The 19923-nt window shown below is 54.7% G+C and carries 24 protein-coding genes and 1 pseudogene; 8 read left to right on the top strand and 17 right to left on the bottom strand.

The window, feature by feature from the left end:
• Positions 1 to 130 precede the first annotated feature (130 nt).
• The 8 genes and pseudogenes from kamA to MTC_RS04620 all read left to right on the top strand — a co-directional run bounded on the left by kamA (position 131) and on the right by MTC_RS04620 (position 7146).
• Positions 131 to 1444, top strand: coding sequence for a lysine 2,3-aminomutase (kamA, locus tag MTC_RS04645; protein ID WP_014405524.1), 1314 nt, complete (start codon positions 131 to 133; stop codon positions 1442 to 1444).
• Positions 1437 to 2288, top strand: a complete 852-nt coding sequence (gene ablB / locus MTC_RS04640) for a putative beta-lysine N-acetyltransferase (protein ID WP_014405523.1) — start codon at positions 1437 to 1439, stop codon at positions 2286 to 2288. Before kamA ends, ablB begins: the two co-directional genes overlap by 8 nt.
• Positions 2289 to 2497: 209 nt before the next feature.
• Positions 2498 to 2719, top strand: a complete 222-nt coding sequence (locus MTC_RS13800; RefSeq protein WP_158308490.1) for a hypothetical protein — start codon at positions 2498 to 2500, stop codon at positions 2717 to 2719.
• Positions 2652 to 2957: pseudogene (locus MTC_RS13795) on the top strand (chloride channel protein); the annotation flags it as partial. The gene MTC_RS13800 and the pseudogene MTC_RS13795, both read left to right, overlap by 68 nt.
• 67 nt (positions 2958 to 3024) lie before the next feature.
• Positions 3025 to 3741 (top strand): chloride channel protein, encoded by a 717-nt coding sequence (locus MTC_RS12625; protein ID WP_272941620.1) that lies wholly within the window; start codon positions 3025 to 3027, stop codon positions 3739 to 3741.
• Positions 3742 to 4033: 292 nt separating this feature from the next.
• Positions 4034 to 4390 (top strand): cation-transporting P-type ATPase, encoded by a 357-nt coding sequence (locus MTC_RS04630; protein WP_081476793.1) that lies wholly within the window; start codon positions 4034 to 4036, stop codon positions 4388 to 4390.
• Positions 4391 to 4447: 57 nt separating this feature from the next.
• Entirely contained in the window at positions 4448 to 5698 is a 1251-nt protein-coding gene (locus MTC_RS04625; RefSeq protein WP_014405520.1) for a phosphoglycerate kinase, read from the top strand.
• Between the two features lie 11 nt (positions 5699 to 5709).
• A complete protein-coding gene (locus MTC_RS04620; protein ID WP_158308489.1) occupies positions 5710 to 7146 on the top strand; it encodes a B12-binding domain-containing radical SAM protein in 1437 nt (478 codons plus the stop codon).
• Between the two features lie 26 nt (positions 7147 to 7172).
• On the opposite strand, the gene MTC_RS04615 is transcribed toward MTC_RS04620, so the two are convergent.
• The 17 genes from MTC_RS04615 to mcrD form a co-directional block, all read right to left on the bottom strand.
• Complete coding sequence (locus MTC_RS04615) at positions 7173 to 7991, bottom strand: MBL fold metallo-hydrolase (protein ID WP_014405518.1); 819 nt, start codon at positions 7989 to 7991, stop codon at positions 7173 to 7175.
• On the bottom strand, positions 7988 to 8344 hold the full coding sequence (locus MTC_RS04610; RefSeq protein ID WP_014405517.1) for a DUF134 domain-containing protein: 357 nt from the start codon (positions 8342 to 8344) through the stop codon (positions 7988 to 7990). The genes MTC_RS04615 and MTC_RS04610 overlap by 4 nt, the downstream gene beginning before the upstream one ends.
• A gap of 32 nt (positions 8345 to 8376) precedes the next feature.
• Positions 8377 to 8706: a NifB/NifX family molybdenum-iron cluster-binding protein gene (locus tag MTC_RS04605; protein WP_014405516.1), complete on the bottom strand. Its 330-nt coding sequence runs from the start codon at positions 8704 to 8706 to the stop codon at positions 8377 to 8379.
• Positions 8703 to 9572, bottom strand: a complete 870-nt coding sequence (locus tag MTC_RS04600) for an ATP-binding protein (RefSeq protein WP_014405515.1) — start codon at positions 9570 to 9572, stop codon at positions 8703 to 8705. The genes MTC_RS04605 and MTC_RS04600 overlap by 4 nt, the downstream gene beginning before the upstream one ends.
• Complete coding sequence (locus MTC_RS04595) at positions 9569 to 10423, bottom strand: nucleotide-binding protein (protein ID WP_014405514.1); 855 nt, start codon at positions 10421 to 10423, stop codon at positions 9569 to 9571. The genes MTC_RS04600 and MTC_RS04595 overlap by 4 nt, the downstream gene beginning before the upstream one ends.
• Before the next feature lie 8 nt (positions 10424 to 10431).
• Positions 10432 to 10617: a DUF5320 family protein gene (locus MTC_RS04590; protein ID WP_048189004.1), complete on the bottom strand. Its 186-nt coding sequence runs from the start codon at positions 10615 to 10617 to the stop codon at positions 10432 to 10434.
• Between the two features lie 6 nt (positions 10618 to 10623).
• Complete coding sequence (locus MTC_RS12790; RefSeq protein ID WP_014405513.1) at positions 10624 to 10983, bottom strand: DUF5320 domain-containing protein; 360 nt, start codon at positions 10981 to 10983, stop codon at positions 10624 to 10626.
• Between the two features lie 12 nt (positions 10984 to 10995).
• On the bottom strand, positions 10996 to 11334 hold the full coding sequence (locus MTC_RS04580; protein WP_014405512.1) for a NifB/NifX family molybdenum-iron cluster-binding protein: 339 nt from the start codon (positions 11332 to 11334) through the stop codon (positions 10996 to 10998).
• A 63-nt stretch (positions 11335 to 11397) separates the two neighbouring features.
• Positions 11398 to 12294 carry an alpha/beta hydrolase gene (locus tag MTC_RS04575; RefSeq protein WP_014405511.1) on the bottom strand — a complete coding sequence of 299 codons (897 nt, stop codon included), beginning with the start codon at positions 12292 to 12294 and terminating at the stop codon, positions 11398 to 11400.
• Complete coding sequence (atwA, locus tag MTC_RS04570; RefSeq protein WP_048189544.1) at positions 12291 to 13874, bottom strand: methyl coenzyme M reductase system, component A2; 1584 nt, start codon at positions 13872 to 13874, stop codon at positions 12291 to 12293. The genes MTC_RS04575 and atwA overlap by 4 nt, the downstream gene beginning before the upstream one ends.
• Positions 13875 to 13879: 5 nt before the next feature.
• Positions 13880 to 14743: an Mrp/NBP35 family ATP-binding protein gene (locus MTC_RS04565; RefSeq protein ID WP_014405509.1), complete on the bottom strand. Its 864-nt coding sequence runs from the start codon at positions 14741 to 14743 to the stop codon at positions 13880 to 13882.
• Between the two features lie 17 nt (positions 14744 to 14760).
• Complete coding sequence (locus tag MTC_RS04560) at positions 14761 to 15150, bottom strand: NifB/NifX family molybdenum-iron cluster-binding protein (RefSeq protein ID WP_048189002.1); 390 nt, start codon at positions 15148 to 15150, stop codon at positions 14761 to 14763.
• Positions 15137 to 15628: a DUF134 domain-containing protein gene (locus tag MTC_RS04555; protein WP_014405507.1), complete on the bottom strand. Its 492-nt coding sequence runs from the start codon at positions 15626 to 15628 to the stop codon at positions 15137 to 15139. Before MTC_RS04555 ends, MTC_RS04560 begins: the two co-directional genes overlap by 14 nt.
• A gap of 682 nt (positions 15629 to 16310) precedes the next feature.
• Positions 16311 to 17978, bottom strand: a complete 1668-nt coding sequence (mcrA, locus tag MTC_RS04550; protein ID WP_014405506.1) for a coenzyme-B sulfoethylthiotransferase subunit alpha — start codon at positions 17976 to 17978, stop codon at positions 16311 to 16313.
• 15 nt (positions 17979 to 17993) lie between these two features.
• Positions 17994 to 18752 carry a coenzyme-B sulfoethylthiotransferase subunit gamma gene (mcrG, locus tag MTC_RS04545; RefSeq protein WP_014405505.1) on the bottom strand — a complete coding sequence of 253 codons (759 nt, stop codon included), beginning with the start codon at positions 18750 to 18752 and terminating at the stop codon, positions 17994 to 17996.
• Positions 18753 to 18768: 16 nt separating this feature from the next.
• Positions 18769 to 19389, bottom strand: coding sequence for a methyl-coenzyme M reductase I operon protein C (gene mcrC / locus MTC_RS04540; RefSeq protein ID WP_014405504.1), 621 nt, complete (start codon positions 19387 to 19389; stop codon positions 18769 to 18771).
• Between the two features lie 21 nt (positions 19390 to 19410).
• Positions 19411 to 19908, bottom strand: coding sequence for a methyl-coenzyme M reductase operon protein D (gene mcrD, locus MTC_RS04535; RefSeq protein WP_014405503.1), 498 nt, complete (start codon positions 19906 to 19908; stop codon positions 19411 to 19413).
• Positions 19909 to 19923 lie beyond the last annotated feature (15 nt).

Raw genomic sequence — 19923 nt, 5'->3', positions numbered from 1 at the left:
ATCTAGCAATAGGCCATCTTTAAGCCCCATCAAGCTATAGAGGAAAAAATATAAGAGGACTTAAAGAAAAAAATAAAGTAACAAGCTATTGAATAAAAATCGACTAAAAACGTGAAGGATGGTGATATATATGGTAAATTTAAAGCTAAAACAAGTGGAGATAGCGAGCAAGATTGACTCGGCGGCAGCCATAGTCCAGTGGAACGACTGGAAATGGCAGATGAAACATGCCATAACGGACATCCCCACTTTTGAGAGGCTCCTTGGCATCCGGTTTAGCGATGACGAACGGCAGGCCCTCGAAAAAACCATCCAAAAGTTCCCGCTCAGAATCACCCCGTACTACCTTTCGCTCATTGATACGAGAGACTATAAAAACGATCCTATATACAGGCAATGCTTCCCTTCTCCCTCGGAGCTTGTCGTGGATAAATGTGATATGGCCGATCCGCTGGCCGAGGATAAGGATAGCCCGGTGCCGGGCATTACTCACAGGTACCCCGATAGGGTGCTATTCCTCGTGAGCAACGTATGCGCCATGTATTGCAGGCATTGCACGAGAAAAAGAAAAGTGGGCAACGTGGACTACATACCTGATAAGGCCACGATATCAATGGGCCTGGAATATATACGGAATAATCCGGCAATCAGGGACGTGCTCCTTTCTGGAGGGGACCCGTTTATGCTCCCGGACGACTACCTGGACTGGATACTTTCCGAGCTGGACGCCATACCACACGTCGAGGTCGTGCGCATCGGGACGAGGGTTCCAGTCGTCCTTCCATGCCGTGTTACTAACAGCCTCGTAAACATGCTTAAAAAACACCACCCTTTATGGGTTAACACGCACTTCAACCACCCGAAGGAGGTCACGCCAGCATCCCGAGAGGCTTTAAGAAAGCTGGCCGACGCGGGCATACCGCTCGGTAACCAATGCGTCCTCCTCGCAGGGGTGAACGATTGCCCCCAGATCATGAAAAAGCTATTCCAGAAGCTTGTCCAGAACCGCGTACGGCCATATTACATGTTCCAGTGTGACCTGACGGAAGGCCTCTCGCACTTCCGCACTTCAATCTCAAAAGGGGTCGAGATCATCGAAAACCTCATCGGGCACACTAGCGGCTTCGCCGTGCCCACGTACGTCGTGGATGCGCCCGGCGGCGGGGGTAAGATACCGGTCATGCCCAATTACCTGATATCGTGCAGCTCGAACAAGGTGGTGCTCAGGAACTACGAGGGCGTAATAACGACGTATACGGAGCCGGAGTCGTACCGGCCGGTAAAGTGCAGGGGCGACTGTGAGGCCTGCGAATTGCAGCTTAACGCGGGCTGCTCGGAAAAAACAAATGCCATCGGCATAGCAAAGCTATTGTCCGACCTGGACGAGGCAATCTCTCTGGTACCGGAAAAAACGAGACGCATTGAGAGGAGAAACGATGCGTGACGTCATCACCAGGATAGGCGAAACGGTCATACAGCACGGCCACCACAATGACCGGATATACGTGATGAAGCTCTCGGCCCGGGACATGCCGAACATTGTCCACCGTCTCTATGACCTGGCCGTTAAAAACTCGTATTCCAAGATACTCGTCAAGGCGCCCTCTTTCGCCAAAGACGCCTTTTTAAAGGCAGGCTACGCCGTCGAGGCGTACGTGCCTGGCTTTTTCCACGGCTGCATTGACGGCTACTTCATGGCCAAGTACATCGATGGGACGAGAGCAGTGGAGAGGAAAAAAAGCATCGTAGAAGGCGTATTATCGGCAGCGCGGCTTATCACAGGGAAAAGTAGAGGCCCTTCGCTAAAAGACGGGTTTACGTTCCACGTTGCAGGCCCGGAAGACGCAAAGGAACTTGCGGGACTATATGGGAGGGTGTTTTCCACCTACCCGTTCCCCATCAACGACGCCGATTACATCCTGAAGACGATGAAAAATAACATCAGGTACTTTTGCGTGCGGGCGAATGGGAGGATTGTCGGCGCATCATCGGCTGAGATGGACCGAGGCTCCGGGAATGTGGAGATGACGGATTTCGCAACGAGTGAAAGGTATCAGGGCTATGGTATCTCAGCGTACCTTCTCCATCGTATGGAGGAGAGTATGGCGATGGAGGGGATGAAGCTAGCGTATACGATAGCCAGGGCGACGTCCTATCCCATCAACAGGATATTTTCCAGAGCCGGGTACAGTTATGGCGGCAGGCTCACGAACAATACGAACATTTGCGGGGCCTATGAAAGCATGAACGTTTGGTTTAAGCATATTAATAAGTGTCACTCGACATGAGTGGCGGAAGGGCTGGATTTTTCCTCGCGTGCACTTGTCGGACATTTTTAAACTCCGGAAAATCCCTGAATTTATGTAGTTAGCGCTACCTGATTTTTATCTATCGATTAGCGCGGGCAAATGACCGATATTAGTATATAGCATTTACATTATATCCTTCTAGCCATCAAGACAAAATCGCTGTAATGTGGATACAGGTCGAAATATCGATGAATGATAGGGCTGGGCAAAGCATTCTGGAGAGGGAGAAGGAGCTTTTCATCGGTATAATAAAATGGATATTCTACGCATCCTGTATCGGCATCATCATCGGCATATCCTCCGGGGCGTTCATAAGGGCCCTGGAGTGGAGCATATCATTCGTTGGCGGCCACGCGTATTATTTTTTTCCTCCTTCCCATCGCGCTCTTCCTGAGCGAGTTAATCGTTAAGCATCTGGCGCCGGAGGCCAGAGGGCATGGGACCGAGAAGGTGATTGAAGCGGTCCACCTGCGATCGGGGAAGATAAATTTCATGGTAGTTCCCGTAAAAGCCATAGCCACCATAATAACCATCGCCTTCGGCGGCTCCGCCGGAAAGGAAGGCCCGTGCGCCCAGATAGGCGCCGGACTGTCCTCCCTGATCGCGGATATTTTTAAGATGAATGACGAGGACCGGAGGAGGCTGGTCATCTGCGGCATCAGCGCCGGATTTTCCGCCGTTTTCGGGACTCCCATAGCGGGCTCAATTCTTCGGCATCGAGGTCATATACGTCGGCAGCATTCTATACGAGATGATGCTGGCCTCGTTCATAGCGGGCATTGTGAGCTTCCAGACGGCCTCTCTACTGGGGGTGAAATATGCTTACCACTTCACGAGCATCGCTCTCGACTTCAATCAAACGCTCTTCATTGCTGCCATCGTTTCCGGCATCGCCTTCGGGGCCTGCTCCTTGCTTACCATAGAAGTCATGGGATATGCGAAAAAAATGTCGAATAAAATAAACGCGTCATCGCCCGTGAAAGGGCTGATTGGCGGAGCCGCCCTTACAGCGCTTGCGCTGATTTTCTCAACCCAGTACCTCGGGTTAAGCATCGGGCTCATCGAGCGCTCCCTGGAGGGGTCGCCCATTGACCCGTATGCATTCCTCGTGAAAATCGTCTTCACGGGCATTACCTTAAGCTTTGGGGGCAGCGGAGGCGTCATTACGCCCATATTTGTCATAGGTTCCACGGCGGGTGCTTTCTTCGCCCGGGTGCTCGGCCTCAGCGTGCCTGCGTTCGCGGCCATAGGCCTGGTCAGCGTCCTTGCCGGCACCACAAAGACGCCGATCGCTTCTAGCATCATGGCAATAGAGCTTTTTGGCCCCTATATCGGGCCCTATGCGGCCATAGCCTGCATCATCAGCTTCATCGTTAGCGGCCCCAGCACGGTATACCCGTCACAGGTCTTTTCCTTGAAAAAATTCATTTGAGCCGCCCAGGAAATAAAAGGCGGAGGCCGTGCTTTCGGGCAGGCCCCGCAACATCATTCTTTTTTGAGCGCCATGGCGTGCAGTATTACGTGTATGGCGCCGGCAATTATCCCGTTGAATATGGCCATCAGGCAGAAGAAGACCATGGCGGCCAGCAGCTTCTTCTTATGCGCAATTACGCCGGCGCAAATCGGGCATCCGCATCCCTCATGGTGTTCCCAGTGATGTGTCAGTTCAATCCACCCCTATATCCAAGTCGTGTATATATTTATTTAAATTTATTTATTAGTTAATGATGAGTATGATAGTGCTGGTAAAAGATGGCCAAATGGATAAGCTTACGATTAGCCTAAAAGAAGCTGAAAAGACCCCTGTGGATGGCCTTTTTAGAAGGCTCTCGACAGGGCCGGATGGCCTATCCGGGGAGGAGGCGGCGCGCCGCCTCCAGGTTTACGGCCCCAACAAGATGAGTCCACTTTTAAAGTCCTTATTGAACTTTGGGCGCCTGGAGGATTTCGCCATCATGGCGCTCCTTTTCATAAACGTGATAGTGAAGTATGCCCAGGAAAAGAAGGCGAGCGATGCCTGTGACGTCCTAAAGCTGCTCATATACGGCATACTTGAGAGAGAAAAGGTGGAATTGATGTAGTTACCCATGAAAACGCGGTACACCCTTATCGACATGGAAGGATAAATCAATTCGGGGATGCTGGAGCTTATGGAACGCGACTATTGTACGATGGACGATTTTGACCTTGAGGGAAAGACTGTCCTGCTGAGGGCGGAGTTCAACTCGCCTCTGGGGCCTGAGGGAGAGATCCTGGACGATAAGCGCATCAGGGAGAGCGTGCCGACGATTAAGGAATTAGAGGATGCGAAGGTCGTCCTGCTGGCACACCAGGGAAGGCCTGGAAAGAAGGACTTCACGACGATGGAGCGACACGCCAGGCAGCTTCAACGGTACGTAAAGCAGGACGTGCGCTACGTGGACGACATATTCGGGTCGCACGCCCGCTCTGCCATCGCGGGGCTCGAGCCTGGCCAGGTGCTCATGCTCGAGAACGTGAGGTTTTACTCGGAAGAGCTATTAGGCCTTTCGCCGGAGGCCGCCTCACGGACGATAATGGTGAGAAAGCTTGCGCCCCTGGCGCAGGCCTTCATCAACGACGCCTTCGGCGCCGCCCACCGCTCCCAGTGCTCGCTGGTGGGCTTTACCCCCGTGCTTCCGTCGGGCGCGGGCAGGCTCATGCAAAAGGAGATAGACTCGCTCACCGAGGCGCTCAAAGGGGGTGGGGAAGTGGTATATGTCCTGGGCGGGGCTAAAGTGGATGATAGCATTGGCGTCGCAAAGCATGTCCTTGAAAAAGGCATAGCGAGCAAAGTGCTCGTGACCGGCGTCGTGGCGAGCGTGTTCCTGGCGGCCTCGGGCATTGACATCGGCGGACCAAACATGGATTTCCTGGATAAGAGTGGAGCGATGGGCGAGCTGCCCCTGGCTAAAGGGATACTGCAAAAGTTCGGCGATAAAGTCGTCATGCCACATGACCTGGCAGTAAATAAGGATGGAAAGCGCCTTGAGATTAGCGTCAGGCAGCTTCCCACGAGCTTTGCCATTTCGGACATAGGCCATGAGACCATAGCGAGCTTCTCTGACATAGTCAGGCACGCGGAGAGAGTAATCCTCAAGGGCCCGGCGGGCGTTTTCGAGGACCCAGAGTTCTCAGCTGGCACCAAGGAGATGCTTACGGCCGCCTCTAATGCAAAGTTCTCGGTGGTGTGCGGCGGCCATAGCGCCGTGCTTGTCGACCGGCTTGGCCTGGAGGATAAATTCACTCACGTCTCGACCGGAGGAGGCGCTGCCATCGACTTTCTGAGCGGGAAGCCCATGCCCGCCATCGATGCGCTGAAAGCCGCCAAGAAAAGGATGATGGAGCTTATTAGCGTCAGGCCCCATTAATTTTAATGCCGATGGAGACGTATAAAATGACGAGAATCCTCCTGATAAACCCCCCTGATAAGGCGGAGTCCAGCACAGCGCTCAGGCTGAAGCTCCCGCCTCTCGGCCTCCTCTACATTGCCGCCTACCTGGAAAAGCATGGGTTTCCCGTGGAAGTGCTTGACGCAAATCTATATGACTATACCTGCGAGAGGACGGCCTTTGAGGCCAGTAAAAAGAGCCCTGACATCGTCGGCGTCACCGCGACCACAGTTACCCTGAAAAGCGCCCTGAACGTCATTAAAGCGGTTCGTCGAGCCATGCCCGGCGTCGTGACCATGATAGGCGGGCCTCACGTGACGTACATGCCATCCGAGACCCTTGCCGAATGCCCGGAGCTCGACATCGTGGTAATAGGCGAGGGCGAGGAGACCGCCCTGGAGCTTGCCAGATCCCTGGAAGGGCTGAGCCATGTTACGGGGCGAGGCGGCCTACGGGAATTTATTGGCAGGATATCAAATGTCAGAGGCATCGCTTACAGGGATGGCTCCGGCCTCGTCAGATACGCGCCTCCAAGGCCTTTAATACAGGACCTCGACTCCATACCCTTCCCGGCCAGGCACCTTGTGCCATTCGAAAAGTACGTGGTATGGGATAGGAGGGAGTCCGCCGGGATGATAATGACCAGCAGAGGGTGCCCCTTCGCCTGTAATTACTGCATATCGTCAAGGATGGCGGGCACAAAATTCAGGGGCAGGTCTGCGAAAAACGTGGTAGACGAGGTCCAGCTTCTCCATGAACGATACGGGCTTAAGGGCGTAGAGTTCATAGACGACCTGTTCATGATGAGCCATAAGCGGGCGAAGGAGATAGCCTCTGAGATCAAGGCGAGAGGGCTGGATATCCTGTGGTCCGCATCTTCGAGGGTCAACACCATAAATGAGGAATTGATAAGGGAATTAAAGAAAAGCGGGCTCTCATCGCTATACTTTGGGGTGGAGTCAGGCTCCCAGCGCGTGCTCGACCTCATGAATAAGCGCATCACCCTCGAGCAGGTAAGGGACGCGTTCAAGGCCGCAAGGAATAATAAAATATTTACGATAGGCTCGTTCATGTTCGGCTATCCTGGCGAGACCCTGGACGAGATGAACCAGACCATTAAATTCTCTAAGGAGCTTAAGCCTGACATTGCCCAGTTCACCATTCTCACGCCATATCCGGGCACGCCCTTATACGATGAGCTTAAGTCCTCTGGCCTAATCAAGAGTAACGGCTGGGACGCCTACACTTTCACCGAGCCCATCATAGATTATGAGGCTTTTGGGTTTAGCGGCGAAAAAGTGAAAAGGATGCTGATAAAAGCCTATATGAGCTTCTACCTTCGCCCGTCGTATATTTTAGCGCACCTTGACACTTTGCCGGTGGTAGCCAGGGTCATCAAGAACCTCATAAAGGCGAGCGTCGCTTAGGGCATTCTGCTGTAGAGGATGGTTTTCTACGGGGAGCGGGCTGTGGTGTGGATTTGCATTCCCGCCGTCAGGCGTACAGCCTCGATTCTGGCTGAGGCCAGCGACCTTATAATATCTCCTGAGCAGTGGCCTGCGACCGCCTTTTTCACGCCCGAGGCCCTTAGCGCCTCCACTGTGCATGAAAGCCTCTCCGGGCTGGCCTTCTCCATGTGTAGGCCGCCAGCCACGACGTCGGGATGCCTCCCGTGCTGGCGCTTCACGCATTCTATCGTATTCACAATACCTGCATGACAGCACCCGCATAAAAGCGCCATCTCGCCATCCCGGAAAATTACGAGGGACTGGTCGTCCATTACAGGGTCCGGAAGCATCTCGCCATCCAGCAGGTCGGGTTGCGGCTGCTCATAGGGCGTCACCCTCTCGACCTCGCCAGTCGTATAGACGCCGCCCCCAAGATTTACAGGCACTGCCTCCATGCGAACTTCGCAGCGCCTCTCCAGTTCATGCAGGCTAAAGGGCAAGCCAATATCCTTTAAGTTATCCCCCCTCCTGGCATATTTCTTCTGAAATGCAGCCGGATGGACTATGAGCGGGACGCCCTCGTTCATCTCCAGGACCTTCATGAGGCCGCCAGTATGGTCATAGTGCCCATGGCTCAACACGATATAGCTTAAGCCTTCCAGGCTGACGCCGGCAAGCCTTGCATTGTGGAGCAACACGTCCCCGCTCTGGCCCGTATCAAATAAAATCCTCAAGCCATCCACATCGATAAAAAAGGATAATCCATGCTCGGCCCAGTATCCGCTCCCTGAGGGGGCAAGGTTATCGCAAAGACAGACTATCATGGACAATGGGGGCCTTCTTCATTCTGGCCCCACCTCTTGCACGCCCCGCGGCCTGCCATCTCACAGCCCTCGACCCTCAAGGCCTTGCCATTCACCAGGGCGTCGGCTATCTTCTTCCTGGCATTATGCAGGTCCTTCCAGGCCGTCTTCCTGGACACGCCCATCCTGAAGGCGATGTCCTCCTGCTCCATATCCATGAGGTCGGCCAGCTTTATCGCCTCGAGCTCCTCGGGGAGAAGCGTGACAGCCTCAGTCTCAGCTTCCCGCCTGCACGCTGGCATCATGCACCTAAAATTGCCGCCAGACAGGCACCTTCTCGCCCTCGGCCTGCCCGCACACCTTCGCTCTCTCATCTCTTTATTAACTTATCCTCCACGCTAATAAATTAATGGTCGCAGATGTTCTCCCCCGTGACCAGCGTTCCGTCCAGAAATCTCCTTAATGCGTCTTCTACGCTGCCGGAAGCCCCCGAGACCACCCTTATGCCCATCTCGTCGAACATGTCCTGCGCCCTGCGCCCCAGACCTCCAGTGATCACCACATCGACGCCGTTCTCCTCCATAAGCCTTGGTATTAGGCCAGGCTCATGGCCGGGGCTCCTCAACATCTCTTTTGACACCACTTTTCCGCCTTCCACCGTGAATATCGCGAACTCCGGGGTGTGCCCGAAGTGCTGCGATACCTCTCCATCTTCAACCGGTATGCATATCCTCATTTTTTCATCCTCTCCTCTATGGCATCATTTAAGTTTTTGAATATCTTCGTATAGCTGTCCTTTATTCCATTGTGCAGTGCTGGAATCTCTCCCACGCGAACGCACTCGAATATCTCGCGGCCGTATGGGATGCAGCCTAGCACTCGCACGCCGGACTCTTCGCAGTGATCGATGATCTTACGCGTGTAATCTTCGTTAAGGTCATGCTTATTGATGCAAACGCATGGCATTGCCTTGAAACGCCTGGCCACGCTCAGGACTCTAGTAAAGTCGCTGTAGCCGGATACAGTGGGCTCGACGACTATAACGGCCACGTCAACGCCGGCAAGCGTCGCTATCACCGGGCAGCCTATTCCTGGAGGCCCATCGATGAGGAGGATGCCATCTTTACCCGCTAGCTTTAGCGCCTCCTCCCTGACCATGGTGACCAGCTTGCCCGCCGTGCCGACGCCCGGGTCGAGCCGGGCATGCACCATCGGGCCATACGCCGTGTCCGAAATGAATACCTCGCCGCACGGGCGGTCCTTCATCGAGACCGCGCCAGCCGGGCATACCGCCTCGCAGACGCCGCACGCCTCGCACGCCACAAGGTCTATCACCGCACGGTCCTCTACTTTTATCGCCCCAAACCTGCAATACGTCTCGCAAGCCCCACATCCCGCGCAGAGGCCCGCATCGACTTCGGGAAACTTATGGCCGAAATAAGGCTTCTTTTCCCTTACGGTAGGCTTAAGCAATAGGTGCAGGTTCGCGGCGTCCACGTCACAGTCGGCTATGACAGGCGAGCACATGGCCGCCAGTGAGGCGGTCACGGTGGTTTTACCGGTCCCGCCCTTACCGCTGACCACGGCAACCTGTATCGTCATGGCTTTTCAGCCCCCTTCAAGGCTTTTTCATAAGCGCATGAAAAAACTCTTGCAAGGTTTGAGTCCTCGTATAGCGCCGCCTTTCCCATGCTATAGGCCCTGGCTATCGCTTCATCATATGGTATTTTGCCTATGACCTGTAAGCCCTGAGCGGAACAATAGCCTTCTATTATGCCGTCCTCGCCTACAGACTTGTTGATGACGACGCCACAGGGTATGCCCATTTTTACTAATACATCCCTGGCAAGGCTCAGGTCATGAAGCCCGAAAGGCGTGGGCTCAGTCACCAGCATACAATAATCACAGCCCCTTACGGCAGAGACCATGTTGCACGACGTGCCCGGAGCACAGTCTATAATGACGATGCCACTGTCAGGCAGCCCTCTTTTAACGGCGTTTATCACGGGCACTGACGAGTTCTCGCCCCCGTCCAGCACGCCGGTTATAAGCTCTACCCCGTCTCTGGGCTTTGATCGCTTTACGATTCCGACCCTCCTGGGCACCTCTTTTATGGCACTCTCGGGGCAGATGAGCGAGCAACCGCCGCACGAGTGGCATAGGCCGGGGAATATCAGCGCATTCCCAAGGAAAACGGATATAGCATTAAACTTACAGAAATCGGCGCACTTGCCACAATAAGTGCAGCGAGGCTTATCTATGGCGGGCACGCTTACCGAGACTTCCTCTACGCCCATTTCGCCGCCTGGCAAGAATAGGTAGAGGTTCGGCTCTTCAACGTCACAGTCCGCGAGCGTGACACATGACCCCGCATTAGCCAGGGCAAGGGCCATGTTAGAGGCGACGGTTGTTTTCCCCGTCCCGCCCTTGCCGCTCGCTATCGCTATGCGCATGCTCCCGCCTAGCGCCTGCCCCCGAGGCGCCCCATGCCGCATCCACGCGGCTTTCCGCCGCGGCCGACGCCATAGATAGGGCTTTCCTCACTCTTCCTTTCAGCAGGGGTGAGGGTATTTATATCCCTGCATGGCCCCAGCCTTCTTCCCCGAGGGCCTTTACCCTCGGGGCCTGTACCGTCTCTTCCCGGCATTCCAGATCACTCCTTCTGAGGCTTCGATTCAAGCTCCTCTATGCGCTTCCTGACTTCCTCGAGAGACCTCTCGAAGAACTCGCTCTGCCTCTTTAGCGCCTCGAGCTCCTGTTCTCTCGTGGGCTCTACGGCCGGCCAGTAAACGCCAGGCCAGTAAGCGGCTGCTCGCTGCCACCCGGTCAAGCCTGTGGCATAGTACATGTTACGCCAGCCGCGTCCCCGGCCACGCCCGCAGAAAAAGCCTCTTCCTGCGCCCCTGCCGAAGAGCCATCGTCCTTGCGCGGGCACGTATCCCGTGCAATATCCCATTCCGCGTCCCGTCATCGGGCCCATTCCTAGCGGCCCGGTTCCATCTAATCCAGGCATATCGTCTCCTCCTTATTCTGGAGCGTCAATGCGGCTCAGCTTTCCAGCATTATACATCTCTACGGCTTCTCTGACGCTCACGTCTTCACATGAGTATACCTTGACGCTGGATGCTTTCAGGACGTTAAGGGCATTATCCCCGATCAACCCCGTTATGATCGCAGCGGGCGCGTATTTTAGCACCGCGTTGGCGGCCTTGATCCCTGCGCCGCCTGAAGCGTCCGCGGCCACGTTGGGCACTGCTTTAAACTTCATGGTAGAAGGGTCGACGAGGATGAAGAACTTGCATCGCCCGAAACGCTCATCCACTTTACAGTCTAGATCATCAGAGGTTGCCGTAACGCATATCATGGTATAACGCCCCAAAATCTACAAATAATACTCATATGCGACAAAATATAAATAGTTTACGACTCATGCCCTGGCTAGCAGCCACTTGCCAATTGATTCCTTGCAGGCCTCGATTACGTCGTAATGGCCCGTCGCGTCCACCTGTATCAGCTCTTTATCAAAAAAAGAGATGCTTAAAAGAATCTCATACGCCCCCCTGACGTCAAAAAATGGGTCCTTTCGAGAGAAGACCATTAGCGTGGGAGCCCTTGTATTCTTGGCAATCCTGTCCTCCAGGCCAGCGCCGCAAGCGGAGAAGAACTCTTTGCTATACTTCATGCTCTTTTCAGGGCCGCCTGATTGCTCGAGGGACTTTAAAATTCCCTCATCTACAGGCATCCCATGCTTATCGCAAAGCTGCACATAGCCAGAAGGAGATAGAAACTCGAACTTTTTCGGCCTGTTGTAGAGCCATTCAAAAAGCCAATCCCTTAAGGCTATAAAGGCATTCGGCTTCCATATCCTCCTCACGCCCTCCTTGACCCGCTTCGAATATCCAGATACGATGACGCCTCTCATGTTTTGCCTGAACATGGAGGCATAATAGAGCGAGAGCATGCCGCCAAAGTCATGGCCATATAAAAATATCTTCGCATTCTTATGCAATTTTTTTATATTCTTAACGTGGCAATCGACGTCCTGTATGAGCGTATGCCCGGATATGCCTTCCACGCTACCCCCGGATTTGCCATGCCCCCTCAGGTCAATTGAATAAAAAGCAGTGCCTTTGTCTAAAAGTTGCTTGATCAGGATTTTTTCGCCGTATGGAGAAGCGCCGCTGTGGAGCCCGACGCCGTGGATAAATAAAACGACGGCGTTGACGTCTACGCCAGCGGGGGCCCACTCACGGTAATATAGCTCTGTGCCATCGAATGACTCAACATGGCCGTCTTTATATGCCAAAGCCCTGATCTCCATCATATCATGGCCTCTGTGATGAGAGGCAATACCTCCTCAGGCTTGCCAATAGATATTATCTTGCCCCCCTTCATATAGGCAACCCTATCGCAGACCATCCTCACGAAGTCCATGTCATGGGAGACGATGATAAAGGTCTCGCCAATGTCCTCTCTGGCCGAGAGTATGGAGTTGACCACGTACCTCTTAGTGATAGGGTCCATCGTCCCAGTTGGCTCATCGAGCACGATGACGTGCGGCTCCTTTATGAGAACCTGCGCAAGCGCCACACGATGCCTCTCCCCTTCAGAGAGCTCGCCAGGATACTTATCCATGATATCCTTGCTTCTCTTCTCGTCAAAGCCCGCTACCTGTAGAGATAAGATGGCTTTCTTCTCGGCAAGCTCCGCCGGGAACTCCAGCCCTATTGACTCGGTCATGTTCTCGATCACGGTACGGTGAGGGTAAAGGTCATATTCCTGGTGGAGCAGGCCGATGTAGGGCTTAGCCCTTCCACGGGCATAGTAGCCGGGCTCGCACATGTTTATCCAGTCTTCGCCAATCCTGACCTCGACCACGCCACCAGTGGGCTCAAGGTTGCCCGTGAGGATGTTAGTCAGCGACGTCTTTCCAGCGCCGCTTCTTCCTATTATGCCAAATATCTCGCCCTCCTTTACCTCGAAGCTGACGCCGTTGACGGCGTTGATGACGCCCCTATCAACCGAGAAATACTTCATGAACAGGCTATCCACCTTTATGATGCTCTCCCCGACAGGGGCTTCTCTCCTTTCTACGGCCTCGACCCCGCCTGTAAAAGCCCTTATGACGTCTCCGGGAGCGCCAAGCATCTTTATCCTGCCATTTTCTAATAAAAGCGCCCTTGTGGCCATCTCTTCGATGACTTCAGGGAAGTGGGAGGTGATGAGCACTGTAATGCCGAGGTCTTTTGACAGCTTCTTTATGTTCTGGTGGACGACGCCCGCCGTCTTAGGGTCAAGCGTGCCAGTCGGCTCGTCTGCTAGAAGAAGCATCGGCTCGCGTGCGAGCTGCCGTGCCAGGACGACACGCTGCTTCTCGCCGCCGGACAGGTCCCTCGCGATGTGCATCATGCGATGCGAGAGCTTGACCTGGTCGAGCAGGTCTGCGGCACGATTAATGCGGTCTCCATCGTATCCGGCGTCGCCGAGGGCCTTGAGCACGTTCTCGATGACGCTATCGTCGCCGTAGATGCCGAAGGTCCGCTGAAGCATGATGGCGACCCTGCGAGAGATGCTCCTTTTTACGTCAGGGTCTGCGCCGTTCAGGATATCATGCGAGAAGAGTGACGTGCGGCCGCCACACCTGGGGCAGGTGCCGCCCGCCTTTCCTGGCGGCTCTATCCTGCCGCACCTCTCGCACATGGCCACATGGTAGATGACCTGGCCGCTGGCCGGTATGTCATCGTCCAGGCCCCTCAGCACGTTCAGGAGCACCGTCTTCCCGGAGCCGCTTCTCCCGATTATGCCTATCGTCTCGCCCTCTTCAACGTTCAGGCTGACGTTATCGAGCACCTTCTCCCCATCATAGGTTACGGATAAATCCTTGACCTCCACCAAAACGGCCATGTCTTTCACCCCAGCATACATATGAGCTTATGGGCGATATCGCCCGTGCCTTTGCTCAGAGAGCCCTCGCTGCTGACCATTATATCGGTGCCCCTGTTGGCCGGGTCGATGGGTATGCTGCCAAGCAGGGTAAGCCCATACCTCTCGCACAGGCGCTTAACCGTGTCCTCGCCGAACGGGTACACCTTTTCTCCACACGTTGGGCACTCATAGTAGGCCATGTTCTCAACGACTCCAATGATCCTCGTGTTCAGCATCTTCGCCATGTTGACTATCTTGCTCACGTCGAGTATGGAGAGGTTCGACGGGGTGCTCACGACTATCAGCCCGGTGAGCGGTAAGGTCTGCATTATGCTGAGCGGCTCGTCTCCCGTGCCAGGCGGCAAGTCCACCAGCAGAAAGTCCAGGTCGCCCCACGCCACATCGGCCAAAAACTGATTAATCAGGGAACTGCGCAGCGGGCCTCTCCAGATGACCAGCGAGTCGCTTGACGATATGAGGAACTCAACGGAGACGACCTTGATGCCATGGGCCGCCTCTACCGGCAGGAAGCTGTTCTCGTCTGCCTCCATCCTCTTATTCTCAACGCCGAGCAGGTGTGGCATGTTGGGGCCGCTCACGTCGGCGTCCAATACCCCAACCTTAAAGCCATTCCTGGCAAGCTCAATGGCGATGCCCGCAGTCACCGTGCTCTTGCCGACCCCGCCCTTGCCGCTCACTATGGCTATTCGATTCTTAATCCTCCCCATGTTAGCCTTAATACGCATTTCCTGCTCGTTCTTCTCCGCGTGGCCACACGTCTCGGGCTTACACGCGTCCGTCCTATTGGCGCAGCTTTCGCACGCCGAGCTTTTTGTAGCGCTGCTCATTTGCCTTACACCACCCTCTAATGATGAGAGCAATCACATGTGCCCCGGTCGGATAGCTCCTCAAGTGCCCCGGCCAAGTAGTCCTCGAGTGCGTCCGATACGCGGCCAAACGCCCCTCCGAATACACGTATGCCCTTTCCGACGATGGAAAGCAGCGGCCTGCCCCCGATGCCCGAGACCAGTACCACGTTCACTCCGCTTTTTTCGAGCAGTTCAGCGGGGGCGGCACAACTGTGCTCGCCATCGGGCGAGACATTGCTTAATACGCTGACATTTCTTATTTCGCCATTCGAGACCTCCGCAATCGTAAAATATTCACACGATCCGAAGTGCGCGCAAACGTCCGCTCCAATGCCTTCATCGGTCATCGATGGTATTGCAATCCTCGTAGTGTTATTCGATTTCATTTTTAGGTCCTTCCTTGAATTTTGGGCAGCGATACCCTTCATCGGTTAGCCTTTTCCCTCTGCCGTCGCCGCCTTTCCTGTATATGTTCTTAGATGAGCACGATGGGCATGCTCCAGGGCGACCCGCATTGCATGGAGACACCCACGCGTTACCGCAGTCCCTGCAGAAGAACTCGACCTCGCATTCGCCGCTGTTTACGTATTCCCCGCCCGATATCTCGATGGCCTTGCCGTTGACGAGGGCGTCCGCGACCTTTTGCCTGGCCCTCTGTAGGTCGTTCCAGAAGGTCTTTCGCGAGACGCCCATCATGTCAGCGGCTTCATCCTGTTCGGCATGGAGGAGGTCGCATAGGCGTATTGCCTCAAGTTCTTCTATTGATAATCTTATGATCTCGAGTTCGCACAGGGGGATTTCCCTCGGCTTATAATAGGTGGCCTTTGGCAGGCACGATACCCGCCTCTTCACTTTGTTGACCATCAAATTACTCATATGCGACGTGCTATAAATAACTATCTTTTGTTTCACCACAGAGGTCATAGAGTGGAAAATAACCACAGTAGGCACAGAGAAAAAATTGAACCGCAGAGTAGATTGAACCCCAGAGAGAATATTCACCACAGAGGTTCACAAAGGACACAGAGGATTTAGTTAATATTCACCACAGAGGTTCACAAAGGACACAGAGGATTTTTGTTGCCTAAAGGGGGGCTGGGCGCCCCCCTCGGAGACCCCCTTTAACAGCTCAATCATTTGATATACCATTATTTAGTATAATAAACGGAAGATAAATGGAAGACACACAATAAATAAAAAAGAATTTCATTTATAATAGATAGAAAGCGGGTCTCTCAGGGGGCGAAGCCCCCTTGAGTAATAAAAATCCTCGGTGTCCTTTGGGAACCGCTGTGGTGAATATTCTCTCGGTGTCCTTTGTGAACCTTTGTGGTGAATATTCTCTCGGTGTCCTTTGTGAACCTTTGTGGTGAATATTCTCTCTGTGTGCTTTGTGAACCTCTGTGGAGAATATTCTCTCTGGGGTTCAATCTACTCTGCGGTTCAATTTACTCAGTGTGCTCTGTGGTTTATAAAAAAGCCTGTGTGTGTTCTGTAGTTAATAAAAAAAGGAAATTGGGGCCAAAAACCCCAATTCGATCGTGGTTTACTTGGCGGGGATGACGAGTGTCCTCTCGCCGGCCGGCATGAACTCGCGGATGGCGCCGCGGGCGAACTCCTTCCTCGGCTCCGTGAAGTCGAAGGCCAGGTTCTTGTCCGCGAAGCACACCTTGATGAGCGGGCTGGCGGTCCACGCGTCGCCGCGGCCGAAGTGCGCTGCACCGGCGATGCCGGCATAGCCGCCCTGGTGGCCGACGTTCATCGCGTAGTTCGGGTAGTTCGGGCCCCTCAACTCGCACATCGCGCCCTCGTCGGAGCGGCAGGAGAACACGTTGGTGGCACCGCACTGGTCCTGCAGGTCATAGCCGAAGAAGCCCAGCCTGCCCCATGCCTCCTTGTGCAGGTACATGGACAGGTACCAGGCCGACAGGCCAGCGTTCGAGCTGCCCGTGGCCAGCGCAGTAGTGACGCCCGACGCTGCTGCCAGGACGGTAGCCCTCTGAGAGCCGCCGAAGTGGTCCTCGAGGGTGGTCGGGTACTTCTCGTACTGCTCGATGCCGTACAGGGTGACCTCAGTGCCCAGGTCGTTGACTATGTCCATAGTGGGCTTGGTCGGCATCTTGTACTTGCCCTTGGCATAGTCATAGCCGTAGTAGGTGAAGTCATCCAGGATGTCATCGGTGTATGCGGCGGTCGCGTACTGCGTGAAGCCCACACCACCGGACATGTAGGAGCCGAGCCAGATCTGGTCGTACAGCATGCAGCCGGCTGCGACTACCTCGAGCGAGGACTTGACCGGGTCGTCCGGGTACTTGCGGTCGGTCTGCACGATGTCCGCCAGGAAGCCAAAGCTTAATCCGCCGGGCTCGTTCGGGCCCCTTGCACGCCTTGCGGGCAGGATGTCCGCCATCTCTACCAGGGATGCGTGCTTGGCGGCGAATGCCAGGTCGGCGACTGCTGCCTCACCGGCGCACATCTTGTATGCGTCGATGAACGACATGCCGATCTGCATGGCAGACCACCTGGAGGTCGTGCCTCCATCGCAGGTCCTGACCACGATGGTCGGGATGTGGACTGCCTGCCACAGGGACTTGCCTATGGCCTTCTTTAGCTGGGCCGCGCGGTCCTTCGGGAAGGCCTTGTTGATGTCGATGACGTACTGCTTGTCGATCGAGTCGGCAAGCTCATCATCTCCAGTAAAGACCTTCACGTAGCAGTCATCGGTCAGGCCCGGGTGGGTCTCGACCATGTGCTCCTGGACGACCGCAGCGCCTGGCATGGCGTGGTTCAGCACGGCCAGGTAGTTGCTAATGGTCTCAGGGGTGACCGTCTTGCCCAGGCGCTTCTCCAGCGTTGCGTGGGCGGTGTCGAGGCCGACTATGACGGTCCTCCTTATCTCATCCCAGAACTGCTGCATGGCAGCGTTGTTGACGAAGTGGAGGTCATCACCCTCGCACACCACGTCAGTGCCGGACACGACGTAGGGCATTAGCTGCCTCTGGCCCAGGGGGATGCCGCCCATGTGAACCATCGGGTTGTAAGCTGAGATGCCCCTCTTCTTCGCGATTGCGTCTCCGGCCTTCTTGAACTCTACTTTCCTCTTGGACTGCGTGTAGCCCTCGTACTTGTAGACCGTCGTCTGGGAGGTTGGCTCTTCGGCGAACTTCTTCTTCATCGCCTTTATGAATCTCTTCTGGGTTTCCTTAACTGACATTTATCTCACCTCTCCTTACAACTTCGGCGCGAAGCCGCACTTTGTCCTCAAGTTGTGGATCCTCTGGACCCAGCCAACCACTTCGGCGTCGGACCTGAAGGGTACTCCATCTATCCTGTAGATGGTCGTCCTCTTCTTGAGCTCCTCGTCGGACATCGGCTTGCCGAGGTTTATCTTGCGGTCGAGCGGGTCGCCAACCTGGTTCTTGACGCCGTAGACGTTGCCATTCTTGTCCAGGACGACCCTCTGAAGCATGTCGAACATCATGCCGTTCTCGTTCAGCCTGAGCGAGTGGCCGTGCACGGTGCAGCCTCTGTAGCCAGTCCTGGCCGCATCATACATCTCGGTCTCCATGGTCTCCTTGGCGATCTTCTCAAGGTCCCTCTCACGGGTCTCGATGATTTGCCTGCCGGACAGGGTGCCTGGGTCTACTCCCCTGTACCTGGTGCATGCCATCCATGACCTGAGGTATGGTACCATGGGGGCGAAGTACATGGAGTCGGTAAACTGGATGTACCTGATCCTGTCGCCTGCCGCAGCTCCTGGGATGGGCTCGACGATCTTGCGGATCGGGTCATCTGGCTCGCCGCTCTCCTTCAGGGGCGGGTGGCAGGTCTTGTACGCTGAACCCGGGGTGCGGTGTCCTAGTATCAGGACGACGTCGTCGTCGGAGAGGCTCCTTATCTTCTCCATCTTATAGGACGGGTCCATGAACTTCTTCCTGTTCTGGGCCACAGAAGTTTTGCCGGGGTAGAATTGTGGTTTGTATGCCATATTTTTCAACTCCTAATTAAGGTAGCTTTTGCGGGTTGATTCGAATGATATCCTTTACTATCTCGTTCAGCTTTGCCCTTGGGCAAGTCTGGCCACGAGTGATTCCAGTCACGATCTCGACGATTGTTCCCTGCGTCTCGACCTTATCAGGCTCAGGATTCACGACACGGGTCTTGACGCCTATCCTGGCGAAGTCCTCGAAGTCGACGGGGGCCTGGCATACGATAATAGCCGGGATGCTCACGAATCTTAGGATATCCCTGGCCTTGTATATGACGTGAGACTTGACGTTACCCAGATGTATCAATGCCAGCTTGTGGCGGTTGATCTGCTCGATCTCCTTCTCGGTCATGCCGAACTTCGGGCCCCTGCCAATGGCCGCATCCTTCGCATCCGACGGGACGCCACCTCCGGAGTAAAGGACCAGCACGCTGACCTGGATGCCCTCCCTTCGCAGACCATGGGTGATCTCGCATACGGGCTTGGTTATGTGCCTGTTACCGGGAGTCATCGCTATGGCGATAACATCGGGCCTGCCCGTCTCGGACAGAGTGCCCCTCTGGGCGAGGCCTCCGCCCTTATCCAGCCCCATGCTTTCTCTGCAATCCACAACCTGCGTCTCTCGGTCAATTGGCATTGTCCATCATCTCACGTTTTTTTATGATTTATCGTATTTCTTGTCCGTCCCCTCGCCGCAGCACCTATAGCCTTTGGACTTAGGGTCGAACAGCCCCAGGCTTATGTCATCGACGTTACCGCCCTTCCGGACGTAGTCCGTTATGGTCTTTTTTGTTCTAAGGTATAACCCCTCGTTTATGTCGAAGGGGAAGGGCAACACCTTTTCACAAGCCTTTTGAATCTTATCCTTCACACTGATGTCCTCAATCTCGATCCATACCCTTCCAACCTGGGTGGTGAGCTCGATCTTTTCGCCCATGATGTCGAGGTACTTCTTCTCACGGACGCCGAATTTGCCCTGAAGCAGATCCTCTGGGTTTTCCTCAGGCAGCCTCGGGCCATATACCACCATCCTGGTGATGCCGCTTATCCTGTTGAGTTCATCAAGCAGCTTCTGGGCAGTCTCGAAATTGAGCAGCCTATCCGGGAAAATTTCAAGCTGTAACAGCCTCCTTTTCCCTGTGACTGGCGATACCATTTTTCAAACTCCGCA

The organism is Methanocella conradii HZ254 (genome assembly GCF_000251105.1).
GTDB classification, from domain to species: domain Archaea; phylum Halobacteriota; class Methanocellia; order Methanocellales; family Methanocellaceae; genus Methanocella; species Methanocella conradii.
Note: the sequence above shows the minus strand (reverse complement) of the source record. Positions and strands in the feature narration are given on the sequence as shown.

What these genes read in the sequence shown, in the direction of transcription:
- MTC_RS04595 (WP_014405514.1), bottom strand. Translation starts at nt 10,423, where the DNA reads ATGCGCATAGCGATAGCGAGCGGCAAGGGCGGGACGGGGAAAACAACC.
- MTC_RS04615 (WP_014405518.1), bottom strand. Translation starts at nt 7,991, where the DNA reads ATGATAGTCTGTCTTTGCGATAACCTTGCCCCCTCAGGGAGCGGATAC.
- MTC_RS04565 (WP_014405509.1), bottom strand. Translation starts at nt 14,743, where the DNA reads ATGAGCAGCGCTACAAAAAGCTCGGCGTGCGAAAGCTGCGCCAATAGG.
- mcrD (WP_014405503.1), bottom strand. Translation starts at nt 19,908, where the DNA reads ATGGTATCGCCAGTCACAGGGAAAAGGAGGCTGTTACAGCTTGAAATT.
- ablB (WP_014405523.1), top strand. Translation starts at nt 1,437, where the DNA reads ATGCGTGACGTCATCACCAGGATAGGCGAAACGGTCATACAGCACGGC.
- MTC_RS04555 (WP_014405507.1), bottom strand. Translation starts at nt 15,628, where the DNA reads ATGGTCAACAAAGTGAAGAGGCGGGTATCGTGCCTGCCAAAGGCCACC.
- mcrG (WP_014405505.1), bottom strand. Translation starts at nt 18,752, where the DNA reads ATGGCATACAAACCACAATTCTACCCCGGCAAAACTTCTGTGGCCCAG.
- mcrC (WP_014405504.1), bottom strand. Translation starts at nt 19,389, where the DNA reads ATGCCAATTGACCGAGAGACGCAGGTTGTGGATTGCAGAGAAAGCATG.
- atwA (WP_048189544.1), bottom strand. Translation starts at nt 13,874, where the DNA reads ATGGCCGTTTTGGTGGAGGTCAAGGATTTATCCGTAACCTATGATGGG.
- MTC_RS04575 (WP_014405511.1), bottom strand. Translation starts at nt 12,294, where the DNA reads ATGATGGAGATCAGGGCTTTGGCATATAAAGACGGCCATGTTGAGTCA.
- kamA (WP_014405524.1), top strand. Translation starts at nt 131, where the DNA reads ATGGTAAATTTAAAGCTAAAACAAGTGGAGATAGCGAGCAAGATTGAC.
- MTC_RS04630 (WP_081476793.1), top strand. Translation starts at nt 4,034, where the DNA reads ATGATGAGTATGATAGTGCTGGTAAAAGATGGCCAAATGGATAAGCTT.
- MTC_RS04605 (WP_014405516.1), bottom strand. Translation starts at nt 8,706, where the DNA reads ATGAGGATATGCATACCGGTTGAAGATGGAGAGGTATCGCAGCACTTC.
- MTC_RS04590 (WP_048189004.1), bottom strand. Translation starts at nt 10,617, where the DNA reads ATGCCGGGAAGAGACGGTACAGGCCCCGAGGGTAAAGGCCCTCGGGGA.
- MTC_RS04560 (WP_048189002.1), bottom strand. Translation starts at nt 15,150, where the DNA reads ATGAAATCGAATAACACTACGAGGATTGCAATACCATCGATGACCGAT.
- MTC_RS04580 (WP_014405512.1), bottom strand. Translation starts at nt 11,334, where the DNA reads ATGATATGCGTTACGGCAACCTCTGATGATCTAGACTGTAAAGTGGAT.
- mcrA (WP_014405506.1), bottom strand. Translation starts at nt 17,978, where the DNA reads ATGTCAGTTAAGGAAACCCAGAAGAGATTCATAAAGGCGATGAAGAAG.
- MTC_RS04620 (WP_158308489.1), top strand. Translation starts at nt 5,710, where the DNA reads ATGGAGACGTATAAAATGACGAGAATCCTCCTGATAAACCCCCCTGAT.
- MTC_RS04610 (WP_014405517.1), bottom strand. Translation starts at nt 8,344, where the DNA reads ATGAGAGAGCGAAGGTGTGCGGGCAGGCCGAGGGCGAGAAGGTGCCTG.
- MTC_RS04600 (WP_014405515.1), bottom strand. Translation starts at nt 9,572, where the DNA reads ATGACGATACAGGTTGCCGTGGTCAGCGGTAAGGGCGGGACCGGTAAA.
- MTC_RS12790 (WP_014405513.1), bottom strand. Translation starts at nt 10,983, where the DNA reads ATGCCTGGATTAGATGGAACCGGGCCGCTAGGAATGGGCCCGATGACG.
- MTC_RS04625 (WP_014405520.1), top strand. Translation starts at nt 4,448, where the DNA reads ATGCTGGAGCTTATGGAACGCGACTATTGTACGATGGACGATTTTGAC.
- MTC_RS13800 (WP_158308490.1), top strand. Translation starts at nt 2,498, where the DNA reads ATGAATGATAGGGCTGGGCAAAGCATTCTGGAGAGGGAGAAGGAGCTT.